The sequence below is a fragment of the Catenuloplanes atrovinosus genome (assembly GCF_031458235.1).
Taxonomy (GTDB): domain Bacteria; phylum Actinomycetota; class Actinomycetes; order Mycobacteriales; family Micromonosporaceae; genus Catenuloplanes; species Catenuloplanes atrovinosus.
Window position 1 is genome coordinate 4,493,882 of sequence record NZ_JAVDYB010000001.1, and the last position, 23,670, is coordinate 4,517,551.

Here is a 23,670-nt window from a genome sequence, read left to right on the forward strand (position 1 = left end):
GGGCCGGGCGGCTACTCAGGGTCCCTGGTCAGCGGCGGGCGGGCGCCTCGAAGTCCGGCAGGGTGAGCGCCGTGTGGGCCGGCCGGGGTGGCGGGGACGGCATGGCGCTGAGCCGGCGCAGCCGATCGTTGCGCTGCTCCAGTGCCTCGGGGGTGGCCGGGAACAGCGTTCCCCCGCCCGCCCCGGCCAGCGCCTGGTTGAGGGTTACGAACTCGCGGGTGGCCCGCTCGTAGGCGGCGAACCCCGTGGCGTGGTCCTGATCGGCCAGTGAGCCGGCCAGCATGTACGCGCCGACGAGCGCCAGGCTGGTGCCCTGTCCGGTGAGGAACGACGGCGCGTACGCGGCGTCGCCCAGCACCGCGACCCGGCCACTGGACCAGCGGGGCATGCGGATCTGTGCGACCGCGTCGAAGAACACGTCGTCCGCGTCGCGCAGGGCGGCCAGCATGCCCGGGATCTCCCAGCCTGCGTCCGCGAAGATCTCGCTGATCAGGCCGGTCTGGGCCGCCCGGGTCGGGAACGCGTCGAAGGGTGGCTCCGGCCGTGCGAAGGTGAGGAAGGCGTGGACCTCCCGCTGGCCGCCGACGGCGTAGAGGGCCGCCGCTCTGCCCGGGGTGTTCCACATGACGGTCTCGGAGTCGAGGCCGAGGGTGTTGCGCATGGTGAACACGGCGAAGCAGTAGCCGAGGTAGTGGTGGAACCGCGCCTCGGGGCCGAAGACCATCTCGCGGGTACGGGAGTGCATCCCGTCGGCGGCGAACACCATGTCGAACCGCCGCCGGCCGCCGCCGTGGAACGTGACCTCGGCACCGTCACCCGCCTGGTCGATGGTGGCGATGGAGTCGTCGAACAGGAACTCCACGTCGTCGCGAACGGCCTCGTAGAGGGCGGCGGTCAGCTCGCCGCGTGGCACCTCCAGGTCGTTTCCGGTGACGCCGCCGGTGACGGAGTGCGGGTGGAGCGACGCCACCTGCTGGCCGTCGCCGCCGAGGAAGGTGAGCCGGCGCAGGTCGATGTGCGCGTCCCGCAGCCGCGGCAGGAGCCCCATCCTGCGCAGGACCTCGATGGCGGTTCCGCGCACGTCGATGGGGTAACCGCCGCTCCGCGGCGCGCCGGCCCTCTCCACGACCGTGACGGCGTACCCGTAGCGGTTCAGCCAGTACGCGAGGGTCGGTCCCGCGATGCTGGCCCCGGAGACAAGGACCGTGCGCCGGGGGGTGGCCGACCCCTCCGCCGGCTGGCTGGTGCGGCTCACTCCTTGGCTCCTTTGCTCATGGTGCGGATGACGAACAGGGACAGCGTCGTCACGGCGGCGGCCATGACGAAGCTGGTGACGAAGGCCGACTCGGCCGGGACGTCCGACCCGGCGGGGATCGACGCGGTCAGCAGCGCGCCGCTGAACTGGACGCCCACCGCGAACCCGAGTACGCGAGTGACCAGCACCAGGCTCGTGGCGATGCCGGTGTCGTTCTGATCGACGGACGTGGCGGTGCTGGTCACCATCGCGGTGACGCAGAGGCCGTTGGCGAGCGCGATCAGCGCCTTGCCGGCGACGACCTGCCAGACGGCGGTGTGGACGAGGGCCAGACCGAGGAGGCCGGCGACCAGGAGCACGACCCCGGCGGTGACCACGAACCGCGCGCCGAAGCGCCGTGCGCCGATTCCGGCGATCGGCCCGGCCAGCGTCGCGGCGATCGTGCCGGGCAGCAGGAAGAAGCCGATCGCGGTGGCGCTGGCCCCGAACCCGTACGCGTCGCTGGGAAGCGCGAGCAACTGCGGCACGAGGTAGACCGGTGTCGCGGTGCCCACGCAGATCACGAAGGTCAGCACGCAGGATTTCCACACCGCGGGCCGGGCGAGCATACGCAGGTCGACCATGGGCGAGGCCACCCGCCGCTCGACGATGATCCACCCGGTCACGAAGGCGGCCAGCAGCACGACGAGCCCGCCGAGCACGACCGGCTGCGCGGCGGCGAGGTCGGGCGCCAGGGCGAGCACGAGCATGAGCGTGACCAGCGTTCCGCAGAGCAGCGCCAGGCCGGGCCAGTCGATACCGCCGCCGTCCGAGCGGCCCGGAGGGTCCGGCGGGAACAGCTTGCCGACCAGCGCGGTGGCCGCTATGACGACGATGGTCGGCAGCGCGAACATCCAGTGCCGGGAAAGGCCCTCCGCGACGGGTCCGGCCATCAGCGTTCCGGCCATCCCGCCGCCCACGAAGAGGCCGCTGACCAGGCCGATGGCGACCTTCGACTCTCCCGCCGGGAGGTGTTTGCGCATCAGGATGAACGACAGGGGCAGCGCACCGACCATGGCACCCTGCAGCACCTGACCGGCCAGCAGCACAGGAAGGTTCGGCGCGAGGGCGGAGATGAGCCCGCCGGCCGAGACCAACGCCATCAGCCGGACCAGCACCAGTTTCCCGCCGTAGCGGTCACCGAACTTGCCGGCGATCGGGGTGATGAGCGCGCCGGTGATGAGCAGCACGATGCTGAGCAGCGCCCCTTCGGCGGGCGACATGTCCAGCTCGCGCTGCAGCAGCGGCAGCGTGGGCGTCACCACCGATTCCAGCGCGCCGGTCGCGAGCGCCAGCAGGCCGACGGCGGCGACCGCGGCCTTCCCGATGCGGACGGAGGGATCGAGGGTTGTCGTCATGAGTCTCCTCTTCGTCGAGGTGGAGCGGAGTCTTCACCGGGAGGCACGAACGCGTGGCCCGGCTTCGTCCCGGTGTGTCGTGCCGGGGGGTGTGGAGTCGTCGCCGGGGCGCACGAACGCGTGGCCCAGCGCGGTCACGGTCAGGGCGACGACGGCGGCCGTCGCGACCGCGACGCTCTCGTGCACCCGGCACAGTGCGGCTCCGGTGATCGCGCCGAGAACGAGCAGCGCCACCGCCGCGCACCGGCGCAGTGCTCCCCGGCCGCGGGCGGCGCCGAGCCGGGAGTCGGCCGCGAGGCCGGTCAGGGTGGAGGTGACGACCACAGTGGTGACGTCCTTCACCGCCAGGTGGCGGGCCGTGGCGGCCTGCATCCCCATGGCGAGCGCGAGTGACGCCGCCATCACCAGGCGGGTACGGGCGCCGTTAACCCCGGTCGCGTACACGCCGATCGCCGTGGCGGTCAGGAGCAGCCCGACGCCGCCCAGCAGGGCCGTGCACCGGCGGCTCCAGCCCGCGGCGGAGTCGCGGAGGACCCGCCCGGCGATGGCCGCTCCGGCGAGGAAGGTCACCAGCGCGGCCGCGGGCCCGAGCACAGGCAGCCCGGTGCCGGGCACGGCCGCCATCCCGAGGATGACCACGTTGCCCGTCATGTTGCCCGCGAACACCTGGTCCAGGCGCAGGTAACCGACGGCGTCGACGACGCCCGTGACGAACGTGAGGGCCAGCATCAGACCCAGTGGGGTGACGCGGGCCGCGGGGACGCTCATCGGCCGGCCGCGTAGCCCTGCGCGCCGCGTGGGTTCGCGGCCGCCTGGAGGACGCCGGTGGCCGGGTCGCGGGTGACGGCCGACAGCCGGCCCTGGCTCCACGGGCCGGAAACGGTGACGTCGTGGCCGCGGGCGCGCAGCCCGTCGATGACCTCCCGGCCCGCCCGCTCCTCGATCACCAGACCGTTCGGGGTCCACGTCCGCGGCCAGAACGAACTCGGCACCGCGGTGGTGTGGAACGCGGGCGCGTCGATCGCCTGCTGCGGGTCTGATCCGAAGACCAGCGTGCGTACCAGATAGATCAGTTGCCACTGGTCCTGCTGGTCGCCACCGGGGGTGCCGAGCGCGGCCACCGCGAGGCCGTCGCGCAGCAACAGCGTCGGTGTCAACGTCGTGCGGGGCCGCCGCCCCGGGGCCAGGCGCGACGGCGCGGCCGGGTCCAGCCAGGTCATTTGGAGCCGGGTGCCCAGCGCGAAACCGAGTTCCGGCACCGTGGGAGAGGACTGGAGCCATCCACCCGACGGCGTCGCGGAGATCAGGTTTCCCCATCGGTCGACGACGTCGAGGTGGCAGGTGTCGCCCCGGGTCTCCCCGGTCTGCTGGACGGTGGGCTCGCCGACGCCGACGGCCGGCGTGGCCGGCTCACGCGTGACGAGGGGTGGCCGGTACGGCGGGACGCCGATGTCGCCGGGCCGGAACTCGGTCGACGCGGCCGGGCCGATCAGGCCCGCGCGCTCCCGGCTGTACCGGGGGGACAGCAGACGGCCGAGGACCGAGTCCGCCTCGTCCGGATCGAGATGGCCGTAGTACGCCTCCCGGTCCGCCATCGCCAGCTTCAGGGCCTCGACGATGGTGTGGACGCCCTCGGCGGTCGACGGATCGATCTGCTCGTCGCCGAAGTGGCCGAGGATGGTGAGGGCCTGCAGCAGCACCGGGCCCTGCGACCACAGGCCCGCCTTCGCCACCGTGACGCCGCGGAACTCCGCGGTCACCGCGGGCTCCAGCGACGGTACGAAGTCGGCGAAGTCGGCCGCGGTGATGACCCCGGCGTGGTCGCGGCCGTCGGAGTGCCGGTGCGGTACGGAGGCGAAGTCCTCGACGGCCGCCGCCACGAATCCCGTTCGCCAGGCCGCACGTGCCGCGGCGATCCGCGAGGTTCTCGTCCCGCCCACCCCGGCGTTGATGAGCCGGCGCAGGGTCCGGGCGTAGACGGCGTTGGTCAGGGTCTCGTACGGCGCAGGGACGTGCCCGCCGGGCATCCACTGCGCGTACGACGTGGGCCAGTGCGATCGAAACAATTCCTCCACTGTGGACAACGTGTGTGCTAGCTGGGGCACGACCGGAACGCCGCGCTCCGCATAGCCGATCGCGTAGTCCAGCACGTCGGCCAGTTCCCAGGTCCCCAACTCGGCCAGCAGCCAGAGCCAGGAGTCGACGGCGCCGGGCACGGCGGCGGCGAGCGCGCCCGCACCGGGCACCCGGTTCAGCCCCCGGGCCCGGAAATGCTCGATGGTGGCGCCGTGCGGCGCGTGTCCCTGCCCGGCCAGCACACGCGGGGCGGGATCGGCCGCGGTGGCGAGCACGGCGACGAGGTCCCCGCCGGGCCCGTTGAGGTGCGGTTCGGCGACGTGCAGCACGAAGGCGCCGGCCGTGGCCGCGTCGAACGCGTTGCCGCCGCGCTCCAGCACCGACTGAGCCGTCGCGGACGCCAGCCAGTGCGTCGAGGCGCACATGCCGAAGGACCCGCGCAGCGTGGGGCGCGTCTGATGAGTGGCCATCTCAGTCACCTTCCGTTCATACGGTGCATGCCGGGCTCAGGCCCTGTGGTGGGTGGCATGGTGGGCGGCCAGCACGTCGCCGCCGAAGTCGTTCTCGGGATCGCGCCACACGGCGTGCGCGTGATTGGCACCGCGGTGGATGTTGGTCCACTCGATGAGCAGCCGTGGACCCTGCAGGCGGTAGTAGTGCGGCTCGCCCGGCGCGGTGGAGCCGGCCCAGGCCAGGTGCACCGCGTCCAGCGTGGCCGGGTCGTCGTAGTGACGCAGCGGCGACACCCCCGCCGGGACCCGGTCCAGGTATGTGCCGAGGAGCGCGCGCATCAGTTCGCGCTGGCCGCCGTCGAGGTCGGCGCCCGGCACGCCCTTGGGCGCCGGGGTGACCGTCACCGCCTGCAGGCTCGCGCCGTCGAGCCCGGTGACCGGGTGATCGGCCCGGTCCGGCACGTGCGGGCCGGGGCGCCAGAGATCGGCGCGTCGCACCACACGACCGTCGACCCGGGCGCTGTTGCCGGTCGCGATGTCGTTCGGCGCGCGGGCCAGCAGGACCGCGCGCTCGGCGAGGCCGGGGCGAAGGGACCGGACCAGCTCGCGGGCCAGGTCCTCGGCGGTACCCAGCGGCCGTAGCGTCGCGCCGCCCAGGAGCGGCGACACGGCCGGGTCCGCGCCGAGAAAGCACGGCGTGGTGGAGACGACCCGCCCGTCCACGACGAGGTTGTTGAGCGACACGTGGTGGCCGCCGAACCGCCAGCCCCACGGCTGCGAGCCGCCGGGCTCGCCGAAGACCCGCAGGTAGTACATGCCGGGGTCACGAGTGCGCTCCCGTCCCCAGTTCACCGCGAAGTCCTCGGCGCGGTCGAGCACGTTCTCCAGACCGAGCACGGTGGTGACGGTGGTGTATCCGGCCTCGGACAGTCCGGTCGCGAGCAGCCGCATGACCAGCCGATGCTGGGCGGGCCGTTGCTGGTGAAAGGTCAGGCCGCCGTGGTCGGTGGGGGTGTAGAACCAGCGGGTGCGTTCGGTCTCGGCCGCGGCGCCGGCGCCCGGCGACGGCCATGCCGCGACCCGGCGCTGATCCGGGTCGAGGGAGTCCAGCCACTGCCGGGCCGCCTCGGCCATGTGCTCCGCGACCTGGCGGCGGGGATCCGTCACGGCCGCGCCGCCGCATCGGTCGCGTCCACGCCGATGAACTCGCGGACCCAGCGGGCGACCTGGTCGGCGAACTCCACCGCGATCCCGTGTCGTCCGTTCTCGATCGACCGCAATTCGGCGTACGGCATTCGCTCCTCCATCAACAGGGCGCCGGCGTAGGGCGCCAGCCGGTCCGCCGTGCCGTGCACGATCAGGGTGGGCGCGGTGATCTCGCGGAGCCGGTCGCGGACCTCGTGCTGCCGGGCGGCCTCGTGGCGGCGGGCGTGCTGATCGGGGTCGCGCGCCGCGAGCGTCCGGACCGGTCCGGCCCGCATCGAATCCTGTCCGTCCGGAGTGAAGAGGAAGTCGCCGGTCGCCCGTGCCCGCTCATCGGAGGTCATCAGCCGCAGACTGTTGATCACCCTGCTGCCCAGCGCGGAACTCGGCGTGGTGGCGACCAGGATCAGGGAGACGACCCGGCCCGGATGCCGCAACGCGACGTGTTGCGCGACCGCGCCGCCGAAGGAGGTCCCCAGCAGGTGCGCGCGGTCGAGGCCCAGGGCGTCGAGCAGGTCGGCGAGGTCGTCGGCGAGGACCTCCAGCGTGTACGGGACCGGCGGGTTCACGGTGATCCCCGAGTCGCGCTGGTCGTAGGAGATCGTCCGGATTCCGCCGCCGAGTAGCTCACGGAGCGTCCGAAACTGGGTCCGGTCGCCCTCGTCGCCGTGCACGAGCAGCAGCGGCGCACCGTCGCCGCCGTCGTCGATGATCCCGACGGTGAGTTCACCCGCCTGTACGGTGGACCCGCTCGGTCGGGGGGACCCCTGATCTGTCCGCCGCATCGTGACGGCCTCCTTGCCGTTACAAATAGGAGAAATAAGCATTATTTCGGACAAGGTTATTACCAGCTTTGGCGGTGCGGTCCGCCGTCGATCGAGCGCCGCGGCAGCGCCGGGCCGGCGGTGCGAGAGCGCCGCTTCCCTGCTCGTGCAGGGAAGAGCCCGCCCTCATGGTGAGCGCCGTGCGGGCGTGCCGGTTCACGCGCGCCGGGTACGGCGAGCGGGGCCCTCGGTGCTGAAGGGCGCCGCCTGCGGCACCCACGCCGGACCGCGTGCGAGGTGGGCCGTCAGCCCGCCCGCGCCCACCCGCGCAGGGCGCCCAAGTAAGCCTCGCTCAGCCTGGCGACGACCTCGCGCCGCGACAGATGCGTCTCCCGCAGCAGGTCTTGCACCTCTCGCGGGTCAAAGATGATGTTGCAGAGGAAGAGGGCGTACTCCAGCATCTCCGCCGGAGCGTCGATGTCGTCCAGCAGGCCCCGCACCGGCTCGCTCCAGGCGTCGCGGGTCGCGGCGATAGTCTCGTTGCCGCTGTGCAGCCGCTCCAGGTAACCCCGTCGCGATCGCAACCGCACCAGCGCCGCGCCGTGCTCGCCGAGCAGATCCATCCACTTGTTCACGACGGCGTCGAACAGCGGCCGCCCCTGAGCCGACGACGTCACGCTGAACTCGCGGAGTTCCTCGACGACGCTGAGCACATAGGCCTCGAGCGCCTCCTCAACCGAGGAGTAGTACCGGTATGCGGTGGCCGGGCCGATCTCCGCGCGAGACGCGACCGCCTGCATGGTGAGCTGGTCGGGCGACTCCCGGGCCAGCTGGCCGACCGCCTCGAGGAGACGGCGGCGGTTGCGGCGGGTGTCGCTGCGCAGCTTCTGGCCACCACCCGGGGGGGCCTGCCGGTCGGCCACGAGCCTCCTCCACCTCGTCGACGTGCGGGCACAGGGTATCGCCTTCGGAGAGGTAGCCGGCCGTCCGGGCGCGTGGCGAACGTTCGGCGTCATCGGCGCCTCGTCGTGTCGAAGTGGGCGACGAGGCGTTCCAGCCCGGTCCGCAGGTCGTCGTCGGCGGTCGCGAAGGAGATCCGGATGTGGCCCTCCCCCGACGGGCCGTACTCGGCTCCGGCCCGGACCATCACCCCACGCTCGGCGAGCCGGCGGGCGACAGTCTCGGACGGTACGTCCGCGTCGTACCGAATGAAGCCGTAGAACGCTCCCTCCGGCGGGGTCAGGTGCAGGCCGTGTACGCCGGACAGCAGGGACATCACCAGCTCGCGGCGTTGCCGGTACCGGCCGACCATGGCGTCGACGACGGCGTCCGGCAGGTCGAGGGCGGCGAGGGCCGCGTGCTGCACGGCCGTGTTCAGCGAGCCGTGCAAGGTCCGGTGCACGTGGGCCGCCGCGTCCACCGCCGCCCGTGGACCGGTCAGGTACCCCACCCGCCAGCCGGTCATCGCGTAGGTCTTGGAGAACGTCTGCACGTACACCGTCCGGTCCAGCAGGGACGGGATCTCCAGCGCCGAGATCGCCTCGTGCCCGGGATAGACCAGCCGGTGGTAGGCCTCGTCGCTGACCACCAGGACGGGCGAGCCGTCGAGCAGCTCGCCGAGGGCCTCCAGTTCCTTCCTGCCGTGGACCACACCCGTGGGGTTCGACGGGTTGGAGAAGATCAGCATGGTGGCGCCGAGGAGCGCCGCGGCCAGCGCGTCGAGGTCCCAGTGCAGATCCGGGCCGAGCGGCACGGGGACGACGGTGCCCCCGGCGAGGACGACGAGGTCGGCGTAGAGCGAGTAGGCGGGCTCCGGGATGACCACGCGGTCGCCGGGGCCGACCATGGCGAAGACGATCGCGGCCAGCGCCGCGGTGGCGCCGTGGGTGACCACGACGTCGTCCGCGGTCCAGGCCCGGCCGGGGTGGGCGGGCAGCCGGGACGCGAGCGCGCCGCGCAGTTCCGGCAGCCCCTTCTGGTCGGCGTAGTGCGTCTTGCCCGCCCGCAGCGCGGCCTCGGCGGCCTCGATCACCGGCGCCGGGGTCGGGAAGTCGGGCTCGCCCATGGCCAGGGAGACGGCTCCGGGCGGGGCGGGGGCGAGGGCGGGACGCCGCGAGAGGCGGCGCAGCTCCTCGATCCGGGCGGCGGGCACGGCGGTCATCCGGCCACCGCCGCGCCGCCGGCACGGGCGGCGAGGATGCGTTCGCGCAGCGCCGCCTCCCCCTCGACGATCCCGTCGAGCGCCGCCACGACCTGTGGGACGCGGTGCCGCGGGACGACGACGACCCCGTCGGCATCCCCGACGAGCACATCACCGGCGGCCACCACCACGCCGCCGACGGCCACCGGGGAGCCGATCGAGCCGGGCCCGTGCTTGAAGGGCCCGGCCGGCGTGATCGCCCGCGCGTAGACGGCGAGGCCCATGCCGGACAGCGCCCGGACGTCGCGGACCGCGCCGTCGACCACGGCGCCGACCACCCCGGCGTTCACCATGATCTCGCCGATCAGGTCGCCGATCAGTGCCCGGGTCGGATCGCCGCGACCGTTGACGACCAGGACGTCACCCGGCTGGGCCTCGTCGAGCGCCCGGTGGATGGCGAGGTTGTCACCCGAGCGCACGTCCACCGTGAGGGCGTTTCCCCGCAGCGCCGCCCCCTCGGTGACCAGCCGCATCCCGCCGTCCATGACGGTCATCCGCTGGAGGGCGTCACCGACGTTGGCGGCCGGCACGTCCGCCAGGCGCGCCGTCTCCGCCACGGGGAGGCGATCCCAGCGGGCGGCGACGGTGACGCCGTCCGTCCCTTCGGCGATGAACACTATGAGACTCCGATCTTAAATGAGGCAGACATCTCACTTTGAACGACCATAGCCGTCCGAACGCCCGGAGACAACCTCCAGTGCCGTCGAGCGGTGGCGGCGACGACGAACTCGCACACGGCATGTCGGTGAAGTACACGCACGTCAGTTCGGCGCCGTACCGGATGGAGGTCCTGCGCGGGGCGGAGGCGGAGTTCAACCGAATAGCGGCCGGCGCCCGAGGGGCGATGCCGCAGCTACGGCAGCCTGCCAGCCGGTACCGCCCGCGCGTGCCGATGCTGACGACGACCTCGGCGACCACATCCACGTCGCGCTGCGGGCCGGCGCCGGCGGGCTCCCGCTCAAGGACGGCGAGCCGGACCAGCGGGCCGGGGCCGTCCGCGAACCCCGATCGCCGGGGTCCCGGCACGGCCGGGCGTCGCGCCGACGGCCGCCGGGCGGCAGGCGGCTATGGGCTGTCCACGAACGTTCGCTGGGTCTGTGGCTAGGCGGCGCTCTGGAGGCGTGGCCGGCCCCAGCGGTGTCGGCGTTCGCTGCGGATGCCGGCGGGTTCGCGTCGTTGGGCAGCGAGGACGTCGGGGTGGCGGGCGTCGGCGTTTCGCCAGTTCAGATATCTCTGCAGCTCACGGGCCTGGACAGTGTGGTTCGGGTGATCCGAGCCGGCCATGACGAACGTGCGGAGCGGTCCGAACTGGGCCTCGATCGGGTTGGCCCAGGACGCGCTGGTCGGGTTCAGACACCACTCAAACCTTGCTCCGGACCGCCCATGCACGGATCTTGGCCGTTTTGTTCGCCGACAGGTTGTCGAGGATGACGTAGATCGGTCTCGGACCGCGGCGCCCACGTGCTGCCGTGGTGCGGGCGGATCGACAACGGCCCGAACTGGTCGAAGGCGAACACCGGTCCGGGAAAGGTTCGTGACCTGCTCTATCCGATCGAGTTTCGCGTCGAAGTCCGGATCCGAGAACTCTTTCCAGGTGCGCGTGCGCAGCCAGGACACGTCGTTGTCGTGGAGCAGTTGCCGCAGCCGTTCCGGGCTGACGACCAGCCGCCGGGCGGCATCACGGCCGGCGAGGTGGTCGGTGAGTTTCCGCAGGCTCCACCGGATGAAAGGCCGCCCGAGCCGGCGCGGATGGGACGTGGCCGTCGCGACGAAGAACGCTTCGTCGTCTTCACTGATCCGGCGGGGACGGCCTCCCGCCCACCGAAGGTTTAAGCAGACCAGGCCCATGGGGGTGAGAGTCGCGTCAGCGTTTGGCGAGACGCACACCCACGAATGCCGTCAGCCCTTGGCTGACCAGTAGGGGAATCCAGTAGAGCGGGTTTAGGTTCACTATCGCCGTCAAAAAAGGTTACCGATAGTAGCACGATATACAGTGACTTCTGATACATGGCATCACCTGCGAGCCGTGATAGCTGAACGGCAAAAATACCAATCGCAATGACAGTTGGAAGGTATACGCCTACCACCTCCACAGCGATGCCGAACCGCAGATATCCTCCAGGATTCTGGGCGAATCCAGGTGCCCCCCAGGACAGGACGAGGAGAAATCTCACCGGAGCGAAGAACGTAGCTATCCCGACCATGATGGCGAACCACCGCAGTCCTGCCCACGCACTGTGCCTGGATGAGGATGACTTCACTTCTGCCGCTCTCCGCTAACCCAAAATTCGTTTCGTTTCGGCATCTGAGGAAATTACCGGAGACCATACCAGAAGTCAGTCTCGGTCATGTCTGTCGCCAGATACTTCTGCCCTCGCTCGGTGTATTGAACGACCTGGACGGAGGGATAGTCATCTCCACTCAGCCCAACAGTCACGTCCTCTCCGATGTCAATCGCGAGAAAGCCGTCGACCGCGCAACACGGTAGCGCGAGTTGAGTCCACTCTACGCGCTGGCGAAACGAGCAGTTCTTCCGTCGTCACTGATTCCGACCTTCGCCATGAAGGAGTTCGGCAGGTATTCCCCGATTGGTGGCTGCGGCAGACATATTGAGGGTTTTATGTAGCACTCGCCGTCACCGTGAAGCCGACTTCACCGGTCGCCGCGCACCAGGCCACGGCGATTCGGCTCCATCGCAGCGGGGGCCAGATGATCCTGGACCCCCCCGGCTCCTCAGGTCATGTCAACGCTTGGCCAGCCAGATAGCCCAGGACGTCAGGGCTAACTGACCAACGAATTCGACTACCAGGAAAATCGGGTTGACGGTGATGGAACAGCCGACAAGCGTTACCGGCAGCAGAAGCAACCGGCATCGCTTGTGGAACTCTCTGTCGCGGCCCGAACGGGAAACCTTGGTAGCAAGGTAACCCAAAATGATTAGCGACGGAAAGAGATAGAGAACCACCTCCACTCCGACCCCAAGAATGATTTCTTCGGCAAACCATTCCTCGTCCGGATTGGGAACACCATTGTACGGAAGTTGAGTTAGGAATTTCAAAGGTACGAGCAATGTGGCAAAAACTGCAGCACCGCTAAACCAGCGCAGGCCGCGAAGGCTCGGCTGGGATACCTCCGGCACACTCACTTCGGCACCCCATTCACCCACGTCTTGTCTCGATCCCTGGCCCATGGATGAGACCTCAATCCGAACCAGCCGTCCGTCGGTACCGTCGATTGCGCAAGGTACGTCTGACCCTCAGCACTATCCCCGACCCGGCGATCACGCTCAAGCCGGGTTCCCACCCCAGGGCGGCGAAGAGCGCGCGGTCGACCACGCGCCCTCTGTCGAGGGTGCTGCACGCATAGACCAGCCCGCCCTGCCGGCGCTCGGACAACGGAGCCAGCGGCAGCGCCGGACGGCGCAGCCCAGCCACACGGGTGGTCTTCCCGGCATCCGCCGATGTCGCACGTGGGACCACGGGAAGCCGAGGAACGGTACTCACCGTGACCACCCCTGGCGGCGAATTCTCGCAGGAGGGTGGGAGGGATGCTGCGGTCGCGTGGCCGAACGGGGTTCGACCACGGGGCCCGTGCTGTACGCACAGATCCCAAAACTGGTGTCCGAGGGGGGACTTGAACCCCCACGATCACAGGCCGCTGACCCGCATGTGACCCTACCTGTCCGGATTTGCACCGGGCACGTTGTGGCTCTGCGTAGCCCATCGTAGCAGTTGCGCTGATGTGGTGTTCCCACCGGGAACACCGATGATCTTGAACGCAGACCCGCGCTGATCTGGGACACATCTCGCGCGCCGTCGCGGACGAGGCCGGGCTCGTCGCGCTCGATCGCAGCGAGTGACGACCGCCCTGCGCAACTATCAGGTGTTCGGCGCCCAATACGTGCTGTCACGCCGAGGCGCGATCCTCGGCGACGAAATGGGGCTCGGCAAGACGATCGAAGCGATCGCCGTCATCGCGCACCTCTCCCGCGCCAGCCGGCTGCGGTGCCTGATCGTGGTCCCGACCAGCGGCGTGCTGAACTGGCTGGACGAGATCCACACCCACAGCTCTCTGTCCGCGGTCAAGCTCCACGGCGCCGAACGCGCCGATGATCTGTCGCGGTGGATCGCTGACGGTGGTGTCGCCGTGACCACGTTCGGCACGCTCGGGAGACTGCAGTTGCCCGCTGAACTTCGGCTCGGTCTGCTCGTCGTCGACGAGGCCCACCGGATCAAGACACCACAGGCGCAGCGCTCTCAGCAGGTCCGTGCGCTGACCGCCCGCGCGGAGCGGGTCCTGCTGATGACCGGCACACCGATGGAAAACCACGTGCGGGAGTTCCGGAGCCTGGTGCGCTACATCGATGGCCCGCTAGCCGACCGGCTATTGCCGCACGACAACGCGTTCGTCGATCAGATCGCCTTCCGCAAGAAGGTCGGCGCCGTATATCTGCGCCGTAACCAGGAAGATGTCCTGAAGGACCTGCCCACGGTGATCAGGAACGATGACTTCGTCGCCCTTGAAGAGCGCGAGGCGCGCATCTACGCGGATGCGGTTGCCGAGAGGCGCTTCGATGACATGCGCCGTGCAGCCTACGACGGCGGGCCGGGCGGAGCCAAGATCGTACGTCTGCGGGAGATTGTGGCCGAGTCCGCGGACAACGGCTGGAAGGTCCTCGTCTTCTCCCGGTACCTGCGTACGATCGAGACGATCGATGCCGCCCTCGTAAAGACACCACGTGTCGTGGTGACCGGCGCCGACACCGGCAACCGCCGGGCCCAGAAACTCGCCTCGTTCACCGACCATGACGGCCATGCGGGTGCTGATCGGCCAGATCGACACCGTCGGCCAAGGGCTCAACCTTCAAGCCGCATCCGTCGTCATCCTCGCCGAACCACAACTGAAACCCTCCACCGAGGACCAAGCCATCGCACGCGCGCAACGCATGGGCCAGACGGTGAGAGTCCGCGTCCACCGGCTCCTCGCCAAAGACACCGTCGACGAACGCATCGAAGAGATCCTGGACCAGAAACGGCGCGCGTTCGACGCGTACGCCCGGGACAGCACCGCCAAGCGGCAGGATGTCCGCGCCGTCGACCCCGACTACCCGAGGCTGGAGATCGGCCCGGCGGAGCAAGAACGGATCATCAACACCGAAGCCCGGCGGCTCGGCACGTAGACATCAACACTGTTCGGGCAGAAAGCCCAGGGGCTTGTGGTCACCGCGTTGTTTTCATATTGAGCTTCCCCCGTTTCGACTCTATCAATCGCATAGAACCAGCCGTCACGGCTCCACCACACCCGCGGAACATCACCGGCGGGGTCCCTGACTGCCGCGAGCCGCCGCGGCTAGTGTCGGTCGGGCCCGACGTACATGGTCGTCGGTCGGCTCGGCGGCGTAGTGCTCGTCGGTGCGCTCCCGGTCAGAGCGTTTCTGGCGGAACGACGGATCGGCGTGACAGCCGTCGCCCGTGACGGCGCTGTTACGAGACCGGCCGGCGCCAATGATCAAGGCTTGGGCAGCGCGGTGGGCATTAGCAGGATGCCCGGCTTGCAGCAGGCGGCGTCCGATCACATGGCGTCGCACGCCGCGGCCGCTACGGATTTCGCCGCAGCTTCGGGCGTGTGGACGAGCCTGCGGCGTCCGATACCACCGCCCTCGCAGATGTGCGTAGTCAGGCTTGGACTACGACCGTCTTCGCCGGTTTGTCGTGCAGGCACTGGCGGTACGGCTTGTCCCAGAGGCACCACAGCGGGTCGAGCAAACCGATGCCGCAGTTGGACAGCACATTGGCGGCCAACATGACCAGCAGTCGGGAGGTCAGCGCGCTCCGGCTGAGCGCCACGCCCGGTTCTCGCGAGGTCAGGGCGATCTTCAGCAGCCGCTTGCCGGGGGTTTGCCCGTGCCATCGCAGCGGCATTTCGACTTCGTAGACGTACTGGAATGCGATGACGACGAGCAGGATCGTGCTGATGGCGGTGATGGGTACGACCGGGGAGTCATGACCGGCGGTCGAGGCCGCCAGTAGCGCCAGGCCGCCGCCGATCAGCCCGGCCAGGGAGGACATCGCCACGAGGTTGATGGCGCTGTCGAGGAGCCGGGCGCCGAGCCGTGGGCCGAGACCGGCGAGGGGCCGGCCGTTCGGGCCGAGCGGCTCGGCGGAGGCGGGTTCAGGATGTTGCGGGTACTGCGACTGTGCACTCACGCGCAGCTTTGTACCAGGTGTGCCGTGCACGTGCGGCGGAGCGCCGGATCGGCACCCCGGGCGGCCTGCGGTTCCGTATAGCAGTAGAGGGTTTTCCCCAATGTGGATCTTCTGCGCCGGTCGAGTCCCTAGGCTGCGACTGCCCCATACACAATGCCCTTCGAGGACTTAACTCCATGAATGTGTTTCATCCTCGGACACCCCGACGCTCATTGCCGATCCGGCCGGCGGCGGTAGTGTCCACCCTGGCCGTCACCGCGCTGACGGCCGCGGCGTTCACGGTGCAGGCCGTGGAGCCGCCGACGCTTCCGGCCGCGGTCCCGGCCGGTAGTGCAGCAGCCGCGTCCCCACCGCCGACGACACCGGTCTCGACGACGACGCCGTCGATGTCGATGTCGTCGTCCCCGGCACGGGCAGCGGCGGCGACCTCGGCGGTGGCGCAGACCGCCTCACCGATCCGGCGCGCGGGTCAGCCGATCACCGGCCGCTACATCGTTCTCTTGAAGGGTGCGCCGGACGGCGTCACGGACATCGGCGACACCGCGCGGGACCTCGCGGCGCGGTACTCCGGTACGGTCGGCGCCGTCTACACCGCCGCGCTTCGTGGTTTCTCCGTCCGGATGTCCGCAGCCGACGCGGCACGCTTGTCCGCCGACGGCCGAGTCGCCTCTGTCCAGCAGGACCTGGTGGTCGAGTCCACCGGCACGCAGACCGACCCGTCCTGGAACCTGGACCGCATCGACCAGGCCGAGCGGACGCTCAGCGGCACCTACGACTACGACACCGACGGCGCCGGTGCGCACATCTACGTCTTCGACTCCGGAATCCGCACCAGTCACCGCGACTTCGCCGGCCGGATCGGCGCGAGTATGCCCGGCACCGACCACGAGGACTGCGGCGGGCACGGTACCGCCGTGGCCGGTGCGGCGGCTGGCACCACCTGGGGCGTGGCGAAGCGGGCCACGGTGCATCCGGTCCGCGTCCTCGACTGCGACGGTGCCGGCGCCGCGGCCGACATGCTCGCGGCGATCGACTGGGTGACCGCGACCGCCCCGCGGCCCGCCGTGGTGAACATGAGCTGGGTAACCGGCCCGCAGGACGCGCTGGATGCCGCGATTCGCGCGTCGGTCGCCAAGGGCATCACGTACGTGGCGGGTGCCGGCAACGACGGCGGGGACGCCTGCCGGACTTCGCCGCAGCGCGTGCCGGAGGTGATCGTGGTCGGCGCCACCGACGGTCACGATCGGCGCATGTCCTGGTCCAGCTACGGCTCGTGTGTGGACATCTTCGCGCCCGGCGTGGAGATTCCGACGCCCGCGTGGACCGGGGACACCGACACGACGGTCTCGAGCGGCACGTCGCTGTCCTCGCCGATCGTGGCCGGGGCCGCCAGCCTCTACCTGGCCCAGCATCCGACGGCCACTCCCGCGCAGGTGCGCGACGCGCTGTCCGCCTGCGCCACCACCGGCATGATCAGTGACTCCGGGCCGGGCTCGCCGGACCGGCTTCTGCGGGCCAGGTGCGGCAATCCGGTCTCGCTGGCCAACCCTGGCGCGCAGACCACCACGGCCGGCCAGACCGTCTCACTGAAGAAGGTCACGGCGACCAGCGCGGCGGGCGGCATGCGGTACGCGGCTACCGGACTCCCCGCGGGGCTAGCGATCAATGCGTCCACCGGTGCGATCACCGGTAGCGCCGCTGCTGGCGCGACCGTCACGGTAACCGCGAGGGACGCCGCGGGCGCCAGCACGTTCACCACGTTCCGGTGGAGGGTGCTGCTCGGGCAGGGCCGGCTCACCGGCCCTGGCGGCCTGTGTGTGGACAACCCCGGCGGTTCCGCCGACGCAACACCCATCCAACTGTACCCGTGCAACGACACCGGGCCTCAGTTGGTCACCGCACATCTGGACGGCCGCCTGGAGATTCAGGACAGGTGCGTGACGGCCGGTCCTGAGGTTGTGGTGCTGCGCGCCTGCGACGGCGGCGCCGCCCAGATCTGGGTCGCACAGCCGAGCGGTGAGATCCGCAATCCGGCGGCCGGCCGATGCCTGAACGCCGCGTCGGCAGATTGGCACGCGCTGCTGTCGCTCGCCGACTGCGCCGCCACGGCGCTCCAGCTCTGGGAGCTTCCCTCCGGTAGCGAGGCGAACGAGGTCACGGTCGAGAACCCGGGCCTGCACGTGACGCGCAAGGGTGACCAGGTACGCCGTTCCGTCTTTGCCACCAGCCGGGACAGCACCCAGCGGATCACCTGGGCGGCGACCGGGCTTCCCGCAGGCCTGATTCTCAACGCCGGCACCGGCATGATCAGTGGTGTGCCGACCACCACCGCCACCGCGACGGTGACGGTCACCGCGTCGGACGAGGACGGCGTGCGCGGCACGGCCACCTTCACCTGGCAGGTCGCGGACGGTCGCATCACCGGCCCCAACGGTTTCTGTGTCGACGACTACACCGGGAACACGGCGAACGGCAACCCCATCGTGCTGTGGTCGTGTAACGACGGCGGCTCCCAGCTCTGGTCGGTCCGTGGTGACGGCCGGCTCGAGGTAGTCGGCAAGTGCCTCACAATCGGCGCGGACGGTGTCACCACGGAGCTGTCCGACTGCAGCACCGCCACCACGCAGGTATGGACCGCGGGGGCCGGTGGTCAGATCCGCAACCCGGCGTCCGGCCGCTGCCTGACCGCGGCGGACCCGGTGCAGAACACCCGGCTCACCGTCGCCGCCTGCACCGCGGGGAACGTCGGCCAGATCTGGTCGCTGCCGACCGCGCCGGTGACCATCACCGGCGTACCCCCGCAGCATTGGACCACCAGCGCGAAGGTCGCGGTGGCCGTGACGGCCACCGCCCTGCCGTCCCGGACGATCGCCCGGTTCTCGGCGACCGGTCTGCCGACCGGTGTGCTGCTCGACCCGGCCACCGGGAAACTCTCCGGTACGCCGACCGCGGCCGGCAGTGGTGGGGCGATCGTGACGGTCACCGATTCCTCCGGCGTCGGTGCGAGCACCTCGTTCCAGTGGACCGTTCACCACGGGCAGATCACCGGGCCGAGCCCGTGGTGCGCCGACAACTCGCGCGGCGGGCTCACCGACGGCAACCCGATCATCGTCTGGTTCTGCAACGACGGCGACACCCAGCTCTGGACCGTCCGTAACGACGGGCGCCTCCAGGTGCAGGGCCGATGCATGACCGTGGCCGGCAACGGCACATCTGCGGGCACGCCCGTCGTGATCGGGGTGTGCGGCACCGGCGCGGGTCAGGTGTGGCAGAGCACCGAGGCCGGCGAGCTGCGCAATCCCGCCTCCGGCCGGTGCCTGACCGCGCCCACGCTGGACATGGACATCGCGTTCGTCATCGCTGACTGCGTCGCCGGGTCAGGGCAACTGTGGACGCTGCCTACGGCGCCACGGGTCACCGTCCCGATCACGCAGCAGTCGGTCACCGGAATCGCCGTGAGCCTAACGCTCACCGTCACCAGCGGTGGCGGTGAGGCACCGGCGCTGACCGTAACCGGGCTGCCGCCGGGTTTAGCGCTCAACGCATCCCGCACGATTTCCGGCACGCCGACCCAGACGGGCCAGTATCAGGTCACGGTACGGGCCGCGTCCACGGCCGGTGTCACCACGGCCACGTTCACCTGGTTCGTCATCGCGCCCGGGGAGCAAGGAGTCATCATTCACCCGTCCGGGCGCTGCGTCGATGGTGGCGGGCCCGACAATACCCTGTGGATGTTCGGCTGCAACTTCACCGACGCCCAGCTATGGAAGATCAGGTCTGACGGGCGGGTCGCCGCGCACAATAGCTGCATGGCGCCGGCCGGCGGTGCCGCGGCTGTGGGTACCCAGATCGTCATCCAGGACTGCGGGACTGCCGCGTCCGAGGTGTGGCGGGCTGAAACCGGCGGTGTCCTACGCCACGTCGCATCGGGCCATTGCCTGTCCACGCCCACTGGGGCGGACTTCGCCGCCCTCTATCTCGGGGCCTGCACCGGCTGGAAGCTGCCGCTGGCGGGCTGACCGGGGGGACTGCCGGACCGCGGGCACCACGGCCGCAGTCCGGCAGTCACCGGCGCCGGACCGGCGCCAGAACGGTCAAGGCGGAAGACACCGGACACCGTATGGCGTACCGCAGCGTCGTTGTTCAGTATTCTCCCGGCACCCGCGGGCCGGTGACGAATTCACCTTCCTCGGTGAACGGCCACGCATTGGGCAGACATCCGTCGAGGCCCATTGACTGCTGCATCATCACCGGCGCGAGGTTGCCCGAACCGGAGCATTTCTGGTGGACGAATCCCAGGAAATGGCCCATCTCATGGTTGATGACGCTGGCCCGATATTCGTCCAGGGATCCCGACTCAGGCAGTCCTTGAAGCCAGCGCCCGAGATTCACCATGATCGTGTCGTTGTACCGGCACGAATACTTACCCTCGGTGTCCAGGCCCGCCGCCGCGCATTGCTGGTCCACGGTATTCGGCGTGGCGAGGCGCACCCGCACCTTGTAGACCTCCCCGTCGACCCGCCGGAAACGCCACGACGCATTGGTGACGCCCTGGTCGGGCACGGTGACCGGATGCTGGGTCGACCCGGCCCAGCTCCGCGGGTCCTTGAACACTGTGTCGATCGTGTCGGCGAAGTCGTCGGGTGTCACCGGCTCGACGTCACCCCAGTCGATTCCGGTCTCCACTTCCACCCGGAACGTGATAGGTTCCCCGCCCCTGCCGATGACCTCACCGGTCCCGTCCGCGACAGCGAATATCCCGCTTCCCGACTTCGGCACCTCGTGGTCTTCCACGATCGGAACGGTGGGACTGGCCTGCGGCGCCTCGGGGGACGGTGCTCCCCACTGCCAGCGTGGTAGATCGGCGGCCGTGCCGCACGCGGACAACAACGTCGTCAGCACGCACATCCCAGCGATCTGCCTCACACGGATTGACACCGGTTGCACTCCTTCGACTCGACACCATGTCGGCGTACGCGGTCATCGCGTTCCAAAGTGCCGCAATGGTGTGTTCAGGAGCGAGGTCAGTATCTGCCCAGAATCATGATGTCTTCCGGTGATTCCCCGGGAATGTCTCACCTGCTCTGGCCGGCGTCCACCGCCTCGTCCACCCGCAGTCGCAGGCGGCCGGCGGTGGTGCAACAGGCCGGGTCGCCCAGTGAGCGGTACGAGGACACCAGGCCGTCCCGCAACAGCGGCAGCACGGCGGCTCGGTCCCGGATCAGGACCACCGCAGCGAGCCCCAGATACACCGCCGACAGCCAAACGAGTTCAGCGCCGCGGGCGACGCCGGGCGCCACCGCGCTGACCACGAACTGGGTGAGGAACAGACCCAGCAACAACAACGCCGAGCGTACGGTCAGCCGGAGCCGGATCAGCAGAGCGACCGCCAACAGCGACTGTGCGGCGGTCAGGAGCAGTTCCTCGCGCTGCGCCGGGTCGATCGGCAGACCGGACAGGCCACCGCTGGACACGGCGAAGACGATCGGCAGGGTGCCGACCAGCAGCGTCCACTGGTTGACCTTCGACGACACCAGCGCGCCCAGCGCCTCGTTGGTGTGCAGCCGCCACGCGTACAGTGCCGCGACCAGTAGCTCCGGTGCCTCGGAGGCCAACGGTGCCAGCCATTGCACCAGCATGAACTCGCTGACGCCCATCGCTGTACCGCTCTCCACCAGCGCGTCCGCGAAGTGCTCGGCCGTGAGCAGGATGACCGTGGCCGCGGTTAGGAAGACGGCGACGACCATGCTCCGGCGCACTTTCGGCGGGAGACCGCCCAGCCACGCGGACGGGCCGATCAGGTCGGGGTTCCCTGCCGGTGCCCGCGAGATCCGCCATGTGTACGCGGCGAAGATCCCCACCAGCACCGCGGTGTCGGCCAGCGTCAGTGTCCGCTTGAACGGCAGGACCAGGCAGTAGATGGAGGCGATCAGCAGAAACGCGAGCGGTACGGCGTCGGGCCGCCCGAGCCGGACCGCCGAGGCCTCAGCGGCCGGCACACCGCGACGGCGCGCGCGACGCCACGCGATGACCACCACCAGCGCCCAGCCGATCCCGACGAGGATCCGGTTCGCGCCGGTCATGTTCGCCAGGGCCAGCGAGCACGCCGACGCCCCCTCCCCGGGGGCACGGCAGTCGACACCGTACTCCTGCACCGCGCCGCCACCACGCCAGGCGAACACGAAGTCCACCGCGTACTCCGGCAACACCGCGATCAGGGCGAGCACGGCCACGGCCAGACCGGCCGAGACGTCCACCTGCGCGGCCTCCGCAGCCCAGGCGAGCAAGAACGCCGCGCCCACGATCGACACCCCGAAGGCAGCCGCCGCCAGGCCCGCCGGTGCCGCGGCACCGGACAGCGACAGCGACACCCCGGGCGCCGTCGCCGCGAGCGCGATCAGACTCACCGGAGGCGGTAGATACCACCTCGACGCCGCAGCGGCCATGAGCATCTCCTCCTCGCCGGGCGGACGAGGGTTGCGCGGACCCGGCTGCCGCCGACTCTCGCGGGTCCCGGCCGGCACCGCATCGGCGATACTCGCCTACCCGCACACCGCCTAGGTCGATCCGTCCGTCAGGCCACCTCGGATGGCACGGCCAGGAGCGGCGGTGATCAGTCCTCGCGAGGGCGTTCCTGGCGGACGGTGACCACGCCGCGCAGACCGGTGACCTCCTGGACCAGCGCCGGGTAGTCGGTCGGCACAGCCAGTTCGACCTCGAAGAAGTACGGCAGGCCGGCGACCGCCTCGGCCGGGATCACGCCACCGTCGCAGTAGACGTCACGGAACTCCGCCGAATCCGGGTCCCACACCAGCGGGCCGTCGACACCGGCCCAACTGCGGCGGATCGCCGCCGCGATCAGGTTGCGCTCATCCGGGGTGGAGGCCGGATCGACGTACACCCGGGCCAGTGTGCTGCCGTTCGTCTCGCTCGCCGGGGCCTGCGCCGGCGGGCCGGGCGCAGGACGGCATTCCGACGGTGCGGCCTCCGGGCGCGCGGCCGGGACGGCCGCGGCGGTCCAGGTCAATGCGGCGACGGCCACGACCACCAACGCGGTGGCGAGCACGAGCCACCGCCGGCGCCCGGCCGCGAGGGCGACCCGGCGAATGAGCGGCCAGAGCGGACCGGCGCGGAACGCGATCACGACCGCCACACCCAGCAGCGGCACCGCCAGGACGGCGGCGAGCACCGCCGGGCCCTCCCCCAGGTCCATGAAGCCACCCCAGAACGGCGCCTTCCCCGGTACCTCCGGGACCGGCTGCACCAGCATCCCGGGCAGGAGCAGCAGCAGCATGAAGACCGTGGTGGTAGCGGCGATCCGGGACCCGCCCGGCACCACGGCGATGCGGCGCCGGGTCCAGACGGCGAGCGCCCCGGCCAGCACCCCACCGAGGATCGCCCCGGCCCACGTGACGGGTGCCAGCCAGCCGGGGTCGTCACGGCGCAGCGTGATCTGGATGCCACCGTCGGCGTCGTAGGCGGGCCGCTCCGTGAACAGGAAGTCCTCGAAGCCGAGCACCAGGCCGGGGCGCTCGGCCCAGAACCGGGCGGCGCTAGCCGTACCACCGTCGATCAGATCCTCCGGCGGATCGTAGATGTAGTCGTGCACCCGCCAGCCCGCGGCGGCGAGGCGGTCACGGGCATCGGTCGTGTACGCCTGGATATCCCGGGTCGGACCGGTGTGCCGCACCCAGTAGGTGGCATACCCATACTCGATGCCCTCCCCGTCGCTCTGGGACACGAACAGGTCGGCGTCACCGCCACCCCACACGTGTAGCCCGGGCAGCAGTGTCGCGGTGATCTCATTCGCGGCCGCACCGGACGGCAGGCCGGGGGCGAACTCCCACGCGGCCCGGTTCACTGCGGCGCCACCGAGGTAGGCGCCGGCGAGCGCGACGAGCAGAGTCAGCAGTACCGCGACCGGACGGCGGCGGGCGGACGAGTCGAGCATGGCGATCACTGTAGGCATTCCGGCCAACGGCGATCGGTGGCGGTCTCGCTCACCGCGACCGGCGCCGCCGTCGACGCTGGAGGGATCGCGCATTACTCATCGCCGGCTACGTAGGTGATTGTCGCCGATACGACAGATACGGATTCTGGGGAGTCTTCTCTGCAGA

General features: G+C 70.3%; 16 protein-coding genes and 2 pseudogenes. 3 read left to right on the forward strand and 15 right to left on the reverse strand.

All coding sequences use genetic code 11. The annotated features are described in order from the left end of the window. Window positions 1-28: 28 nt before the first annotated feature. From J2S41_RS20080 to J2S41_RS20130, 11 genes and pseudogenes are all read right to left on the reverse strand, one after another. A complete protein-coding gene (locus J2S41_RS20080; RefSeq protein ID WP_310369439.1) occupies window positions 29-1,255 on the reverse strand; it encodes an FAD-dependent monooxygenase in 1,227 nt (408 codons plus the stop codon). After that, entirely contained in the window at window positions 1,252-2,652 is a 1,401-nt protein-coding gene (locus J2S41_RS20085; RefSeq protein WP_310369440.1) for an MFS transporter, read from the reverse strand. The genes J2S41_RS20080 and J2S41_RS20085 overlap by 4 nt, the downstream gene beginning before the upstream one ends. Before the next feature lie 33 nt (window positions 2,653-2,685). Further along, on the reverse strand, window positions 2,686-3,420 hold the full coding sequence (locus J2S41_RS20090) for a YoaK family protein (RefSeq protein WP_310369441.1): 735 nt from the start codon (window positions 3,418-3,420) through the stop codon (window positions 2,686-2,688). Next, window positions 3,417-5,198: a gamma-glutamyltransferase family protein gene (locus J2S41_RS20095; protein ID WP_310369442.1), complete on the reverse strand. Its 1,782-nt coding sequence runs from the start codon at window positions 5,196-5,198 to the stop codon at window positions 3,417-3,419. The genes J2S41_RS20090 and J2S41_RS20095 overlap by 4 nt, the downstream gene beginning before the upstream one ends. Before the next feature lie 36 nt (window positions 5,199-5,234). Further along, window positions 5,235-6,347, reverse strand: coding sequence for a DUF3500 domain-containing protein (locus J2S41_RS20100; RefSeq protein ID WP_310369443.1), 1,113 nt, complete (start codon window positions 6,345-6,347; stop codon window positions 5,235-5,237). Then, entirely contained in the window at window positions 6,344-7,168 is an 825-nt protein-coding gene (locus J2S41_RS20105) for an alpha/beta fold hydrolase (protein WP_310369444.1), read from the reverse strand. The genes J2S41_RS20100 and J2S41_RS20105 overlap by 4 nt, the downstream gene beginning before the upstream one ends. Window positions 7,169-7,452: 284 nt before the next feature. Further along, window positions 7,453-8,070 carry a TetR/AcrR family transcriptional regulator gene (locus tag J2S41_RS20110; protein WP_310369445.1) on the reverse strand — a complete coding sequence of 206 codons (618 nt, stop codon included), beginning with the start codon at window positions 8,068-8,070 and terminating at the stop codon, window positions 7,453-7,455. 89 nt (window positions 8,071-8,159) lie between these two features. Further along, complete coding sequence (locus J2S41_RS20115) at window positions 8,160-9,308, reverse strand: pyridoxal phosphate-dependent aminotransferase (RefSeq protein ID WP_310369446.1); 1,149 nt, start codon at window positions 9,306-9,308, stop codon at window positions 8,160-8,162. After that, complete coding sequence (locus J2S41_RS20120) at window positions 9,305-9,964, reverse strand: RraA family protein (protein WP_310369447.1); 660 nt, start codon at window positions 9,962-9,964, stop codon at window positions 9,305-9,307. Before J2S41_RS20120 ends, J2S41_RS20115 begins: the two co-directional genes overlap by 4 nt. A 484-nt stretch (window positions 9,965-10,448) precedes the next feature. Beyond that, window positions 10,449-11,195: pseudogene (locus tag J2S41_RS20125) on the reverse strand (helix-turn-helix domain-containing protein); the annotation flags it as partial. An 895-nt stretch (window positions 11,196-12,090) separates the two neighbouring features. After that, window positions 12,091-12,513, reverse strand: a complete 423-nt coding sequence (locus J2S41_RS20130) for a hypothetical protein (protein ID WP_310369448.1) — start codon at window positions 12,511-12,513, stop codon at window positions 12,091-12,093. Between the two features lie 770 nt (window positions 12,514-13,283). Between J2S41_RS20130 and J2S41_RS39865 the strand changes: the two are divergent. Together J2S41_RS39865 and J2S41_RS20145 are read left to right on the forward strand one after the other, a co-directional pair. Beyond that, window positions 13,284-13,871: pseudogene (locus J2S41_RS39865) on the forward strand (SNF2-related protein); the annotation flags it as partial. A gap of 289 nt (window positions 13,872-14,160) precedes the next feature. Beyond that, window positions 14,161-14,526 (forward strand): helicase-related protein, encoded by a 366-nt coding sequence (locus J2S41_RS20145; RefSeq protein WP_310369451.1) that lies wholly within the window; start codon window positions 14,161-14,163, stop codon window positions 14,524-14,526. 496 nt (window positions 14,527-15,022) lie between these two features. On the opposite strand, the gene J2S41_RS20150 is transcribed toward J2S41_RS20145, so the two are convergent. Further along, complete coding sequence (locus J2S41_RS20150) at window positions 15,023-15,553, reverse strand: RDD family protein (protein WP_310369452.1); 531 nt, start codon at window positions 15,551-15,553, stop codon at window positions 15,023-15,025. Between the two features lie 17 nt (window positions 15,554-15,570). Here J2S41_RS20150 and J2S41_RS20155 point away from each other — a divergent pair, with 17 nt between their 5' ends. Then, entirely contained in the window at window positions 15,571-19,572 is a 4,002-nt protein-coding gene (locus J2S41_RS20155) for a ricin-type beta-trefoil lectin domain protein (protein WP_310369453.1), read from the forward strand. Between the two features lie 124 nt (window positions 19,573-19,696). On the opposite strand, the gene J2S41_RS20160 is transcribed toward J2S41_RS20155, so the two are convergent. The 3 genes from J2S41_RS20160 to J2S41_RS20170 form a co-directional block, all read right to left on the reverse strand. Further along, the gene (locus J2S41_RS20160) at window positions 19,697-20,491 is read right to left on the reverse strand and encodes a DUF3152 domain-containing protein (protein WP_310369454.1); all 795 of its coding nucleotides are present in this window, start codon (window positions 20,489-20,491) and stop codon (window positions 19,697-19,699) included. Window positions 20,492-20,628: 137 nt separating this feature from the next. After that, window positions 20,629-21,960 carry a calcium:cation antiporter family protein gene (locus J2S41_RS20165; protein ID WP_310369455.1) on the reverse strand — a complete coding sequence of 444 codons (1,332 nt, stop codon included), beginning with the start codon at window positions 21,958-21,960 and terminating at the stop codon, window positions 20,629-20,631. A gap of 206 nt (window positions 21,961-22,166) precedes the next feature. Then, window positions 22,167-23,504 (reverse strand): hypothetical protein, encoded by a 1,338-nt coding sequence (locus J2S41_RS20170; RefSeq protein WP_310369456.1) that lies wholly within the window; start codon window positions 23,502-23,504, stop codon window positions 22,167-22,169. Window positions 23,505-23,670 lie beyond the last annotated feature (166 nt).

What these genes read in the sequence shown, in the direction of transcription:
- J2S41_RS20085 (WP_310369440.1), bottom strand. Translation starts at nt 2,652, where the DNA reads ATGACGACAACCCTCGATCCCTCCGTCCGCATCGGGAAGGCCGCGGTC.
- J2S41_RS20090 (WP_310369441.1), bottom strand. Translation starts at nt 3,420, where the DNA reads ATGAGCGTCCCCGCGGCCCGCGTCACCCCACTGGGTCTGATGCTGGCC.
- J2S41_RS20095 (WP_310369442.1), bottom strand. Translation starts at nt 5,198, where the DNA reads ATGGCCACTCATCAGACGCGCCCCACGCTGCGCGGGTCCTTCGGCATG.
- J2S41_RS20105 (WP_310369444.1), bottom strand. Translation starts at nt 7,168, where the DNA reads ATGCGGCGGACAGATCAGGGGTCCCCCCGACCGAGCGGGTCCACCGTA.
- J2S41_RS20115 (WP_310369446.1), bottom strand. Translation starts at nt 9,308, where the DNA reads ATGACCGCCGTGCCCGCCGCCCGGATCGAGGAGCTGCGCCGCCTCTCG.
- J2S41_RS20145 (WP_310369451.1), top strand. Translation starts at nt 14,161, where the DNA reads ATGCGGGTGCTGATCGGCCAGATCGACACCGTCGGCCAAGGGCTCAAC.
- J2S41_RS20170 (WP_310369456.1), bottom strand. Translation starts at nt 23,504, where the DNA reads ATGCTCGACTCGTCCGCCCGCCGCCGTCCGGTCGCGGTACTGCTGACT.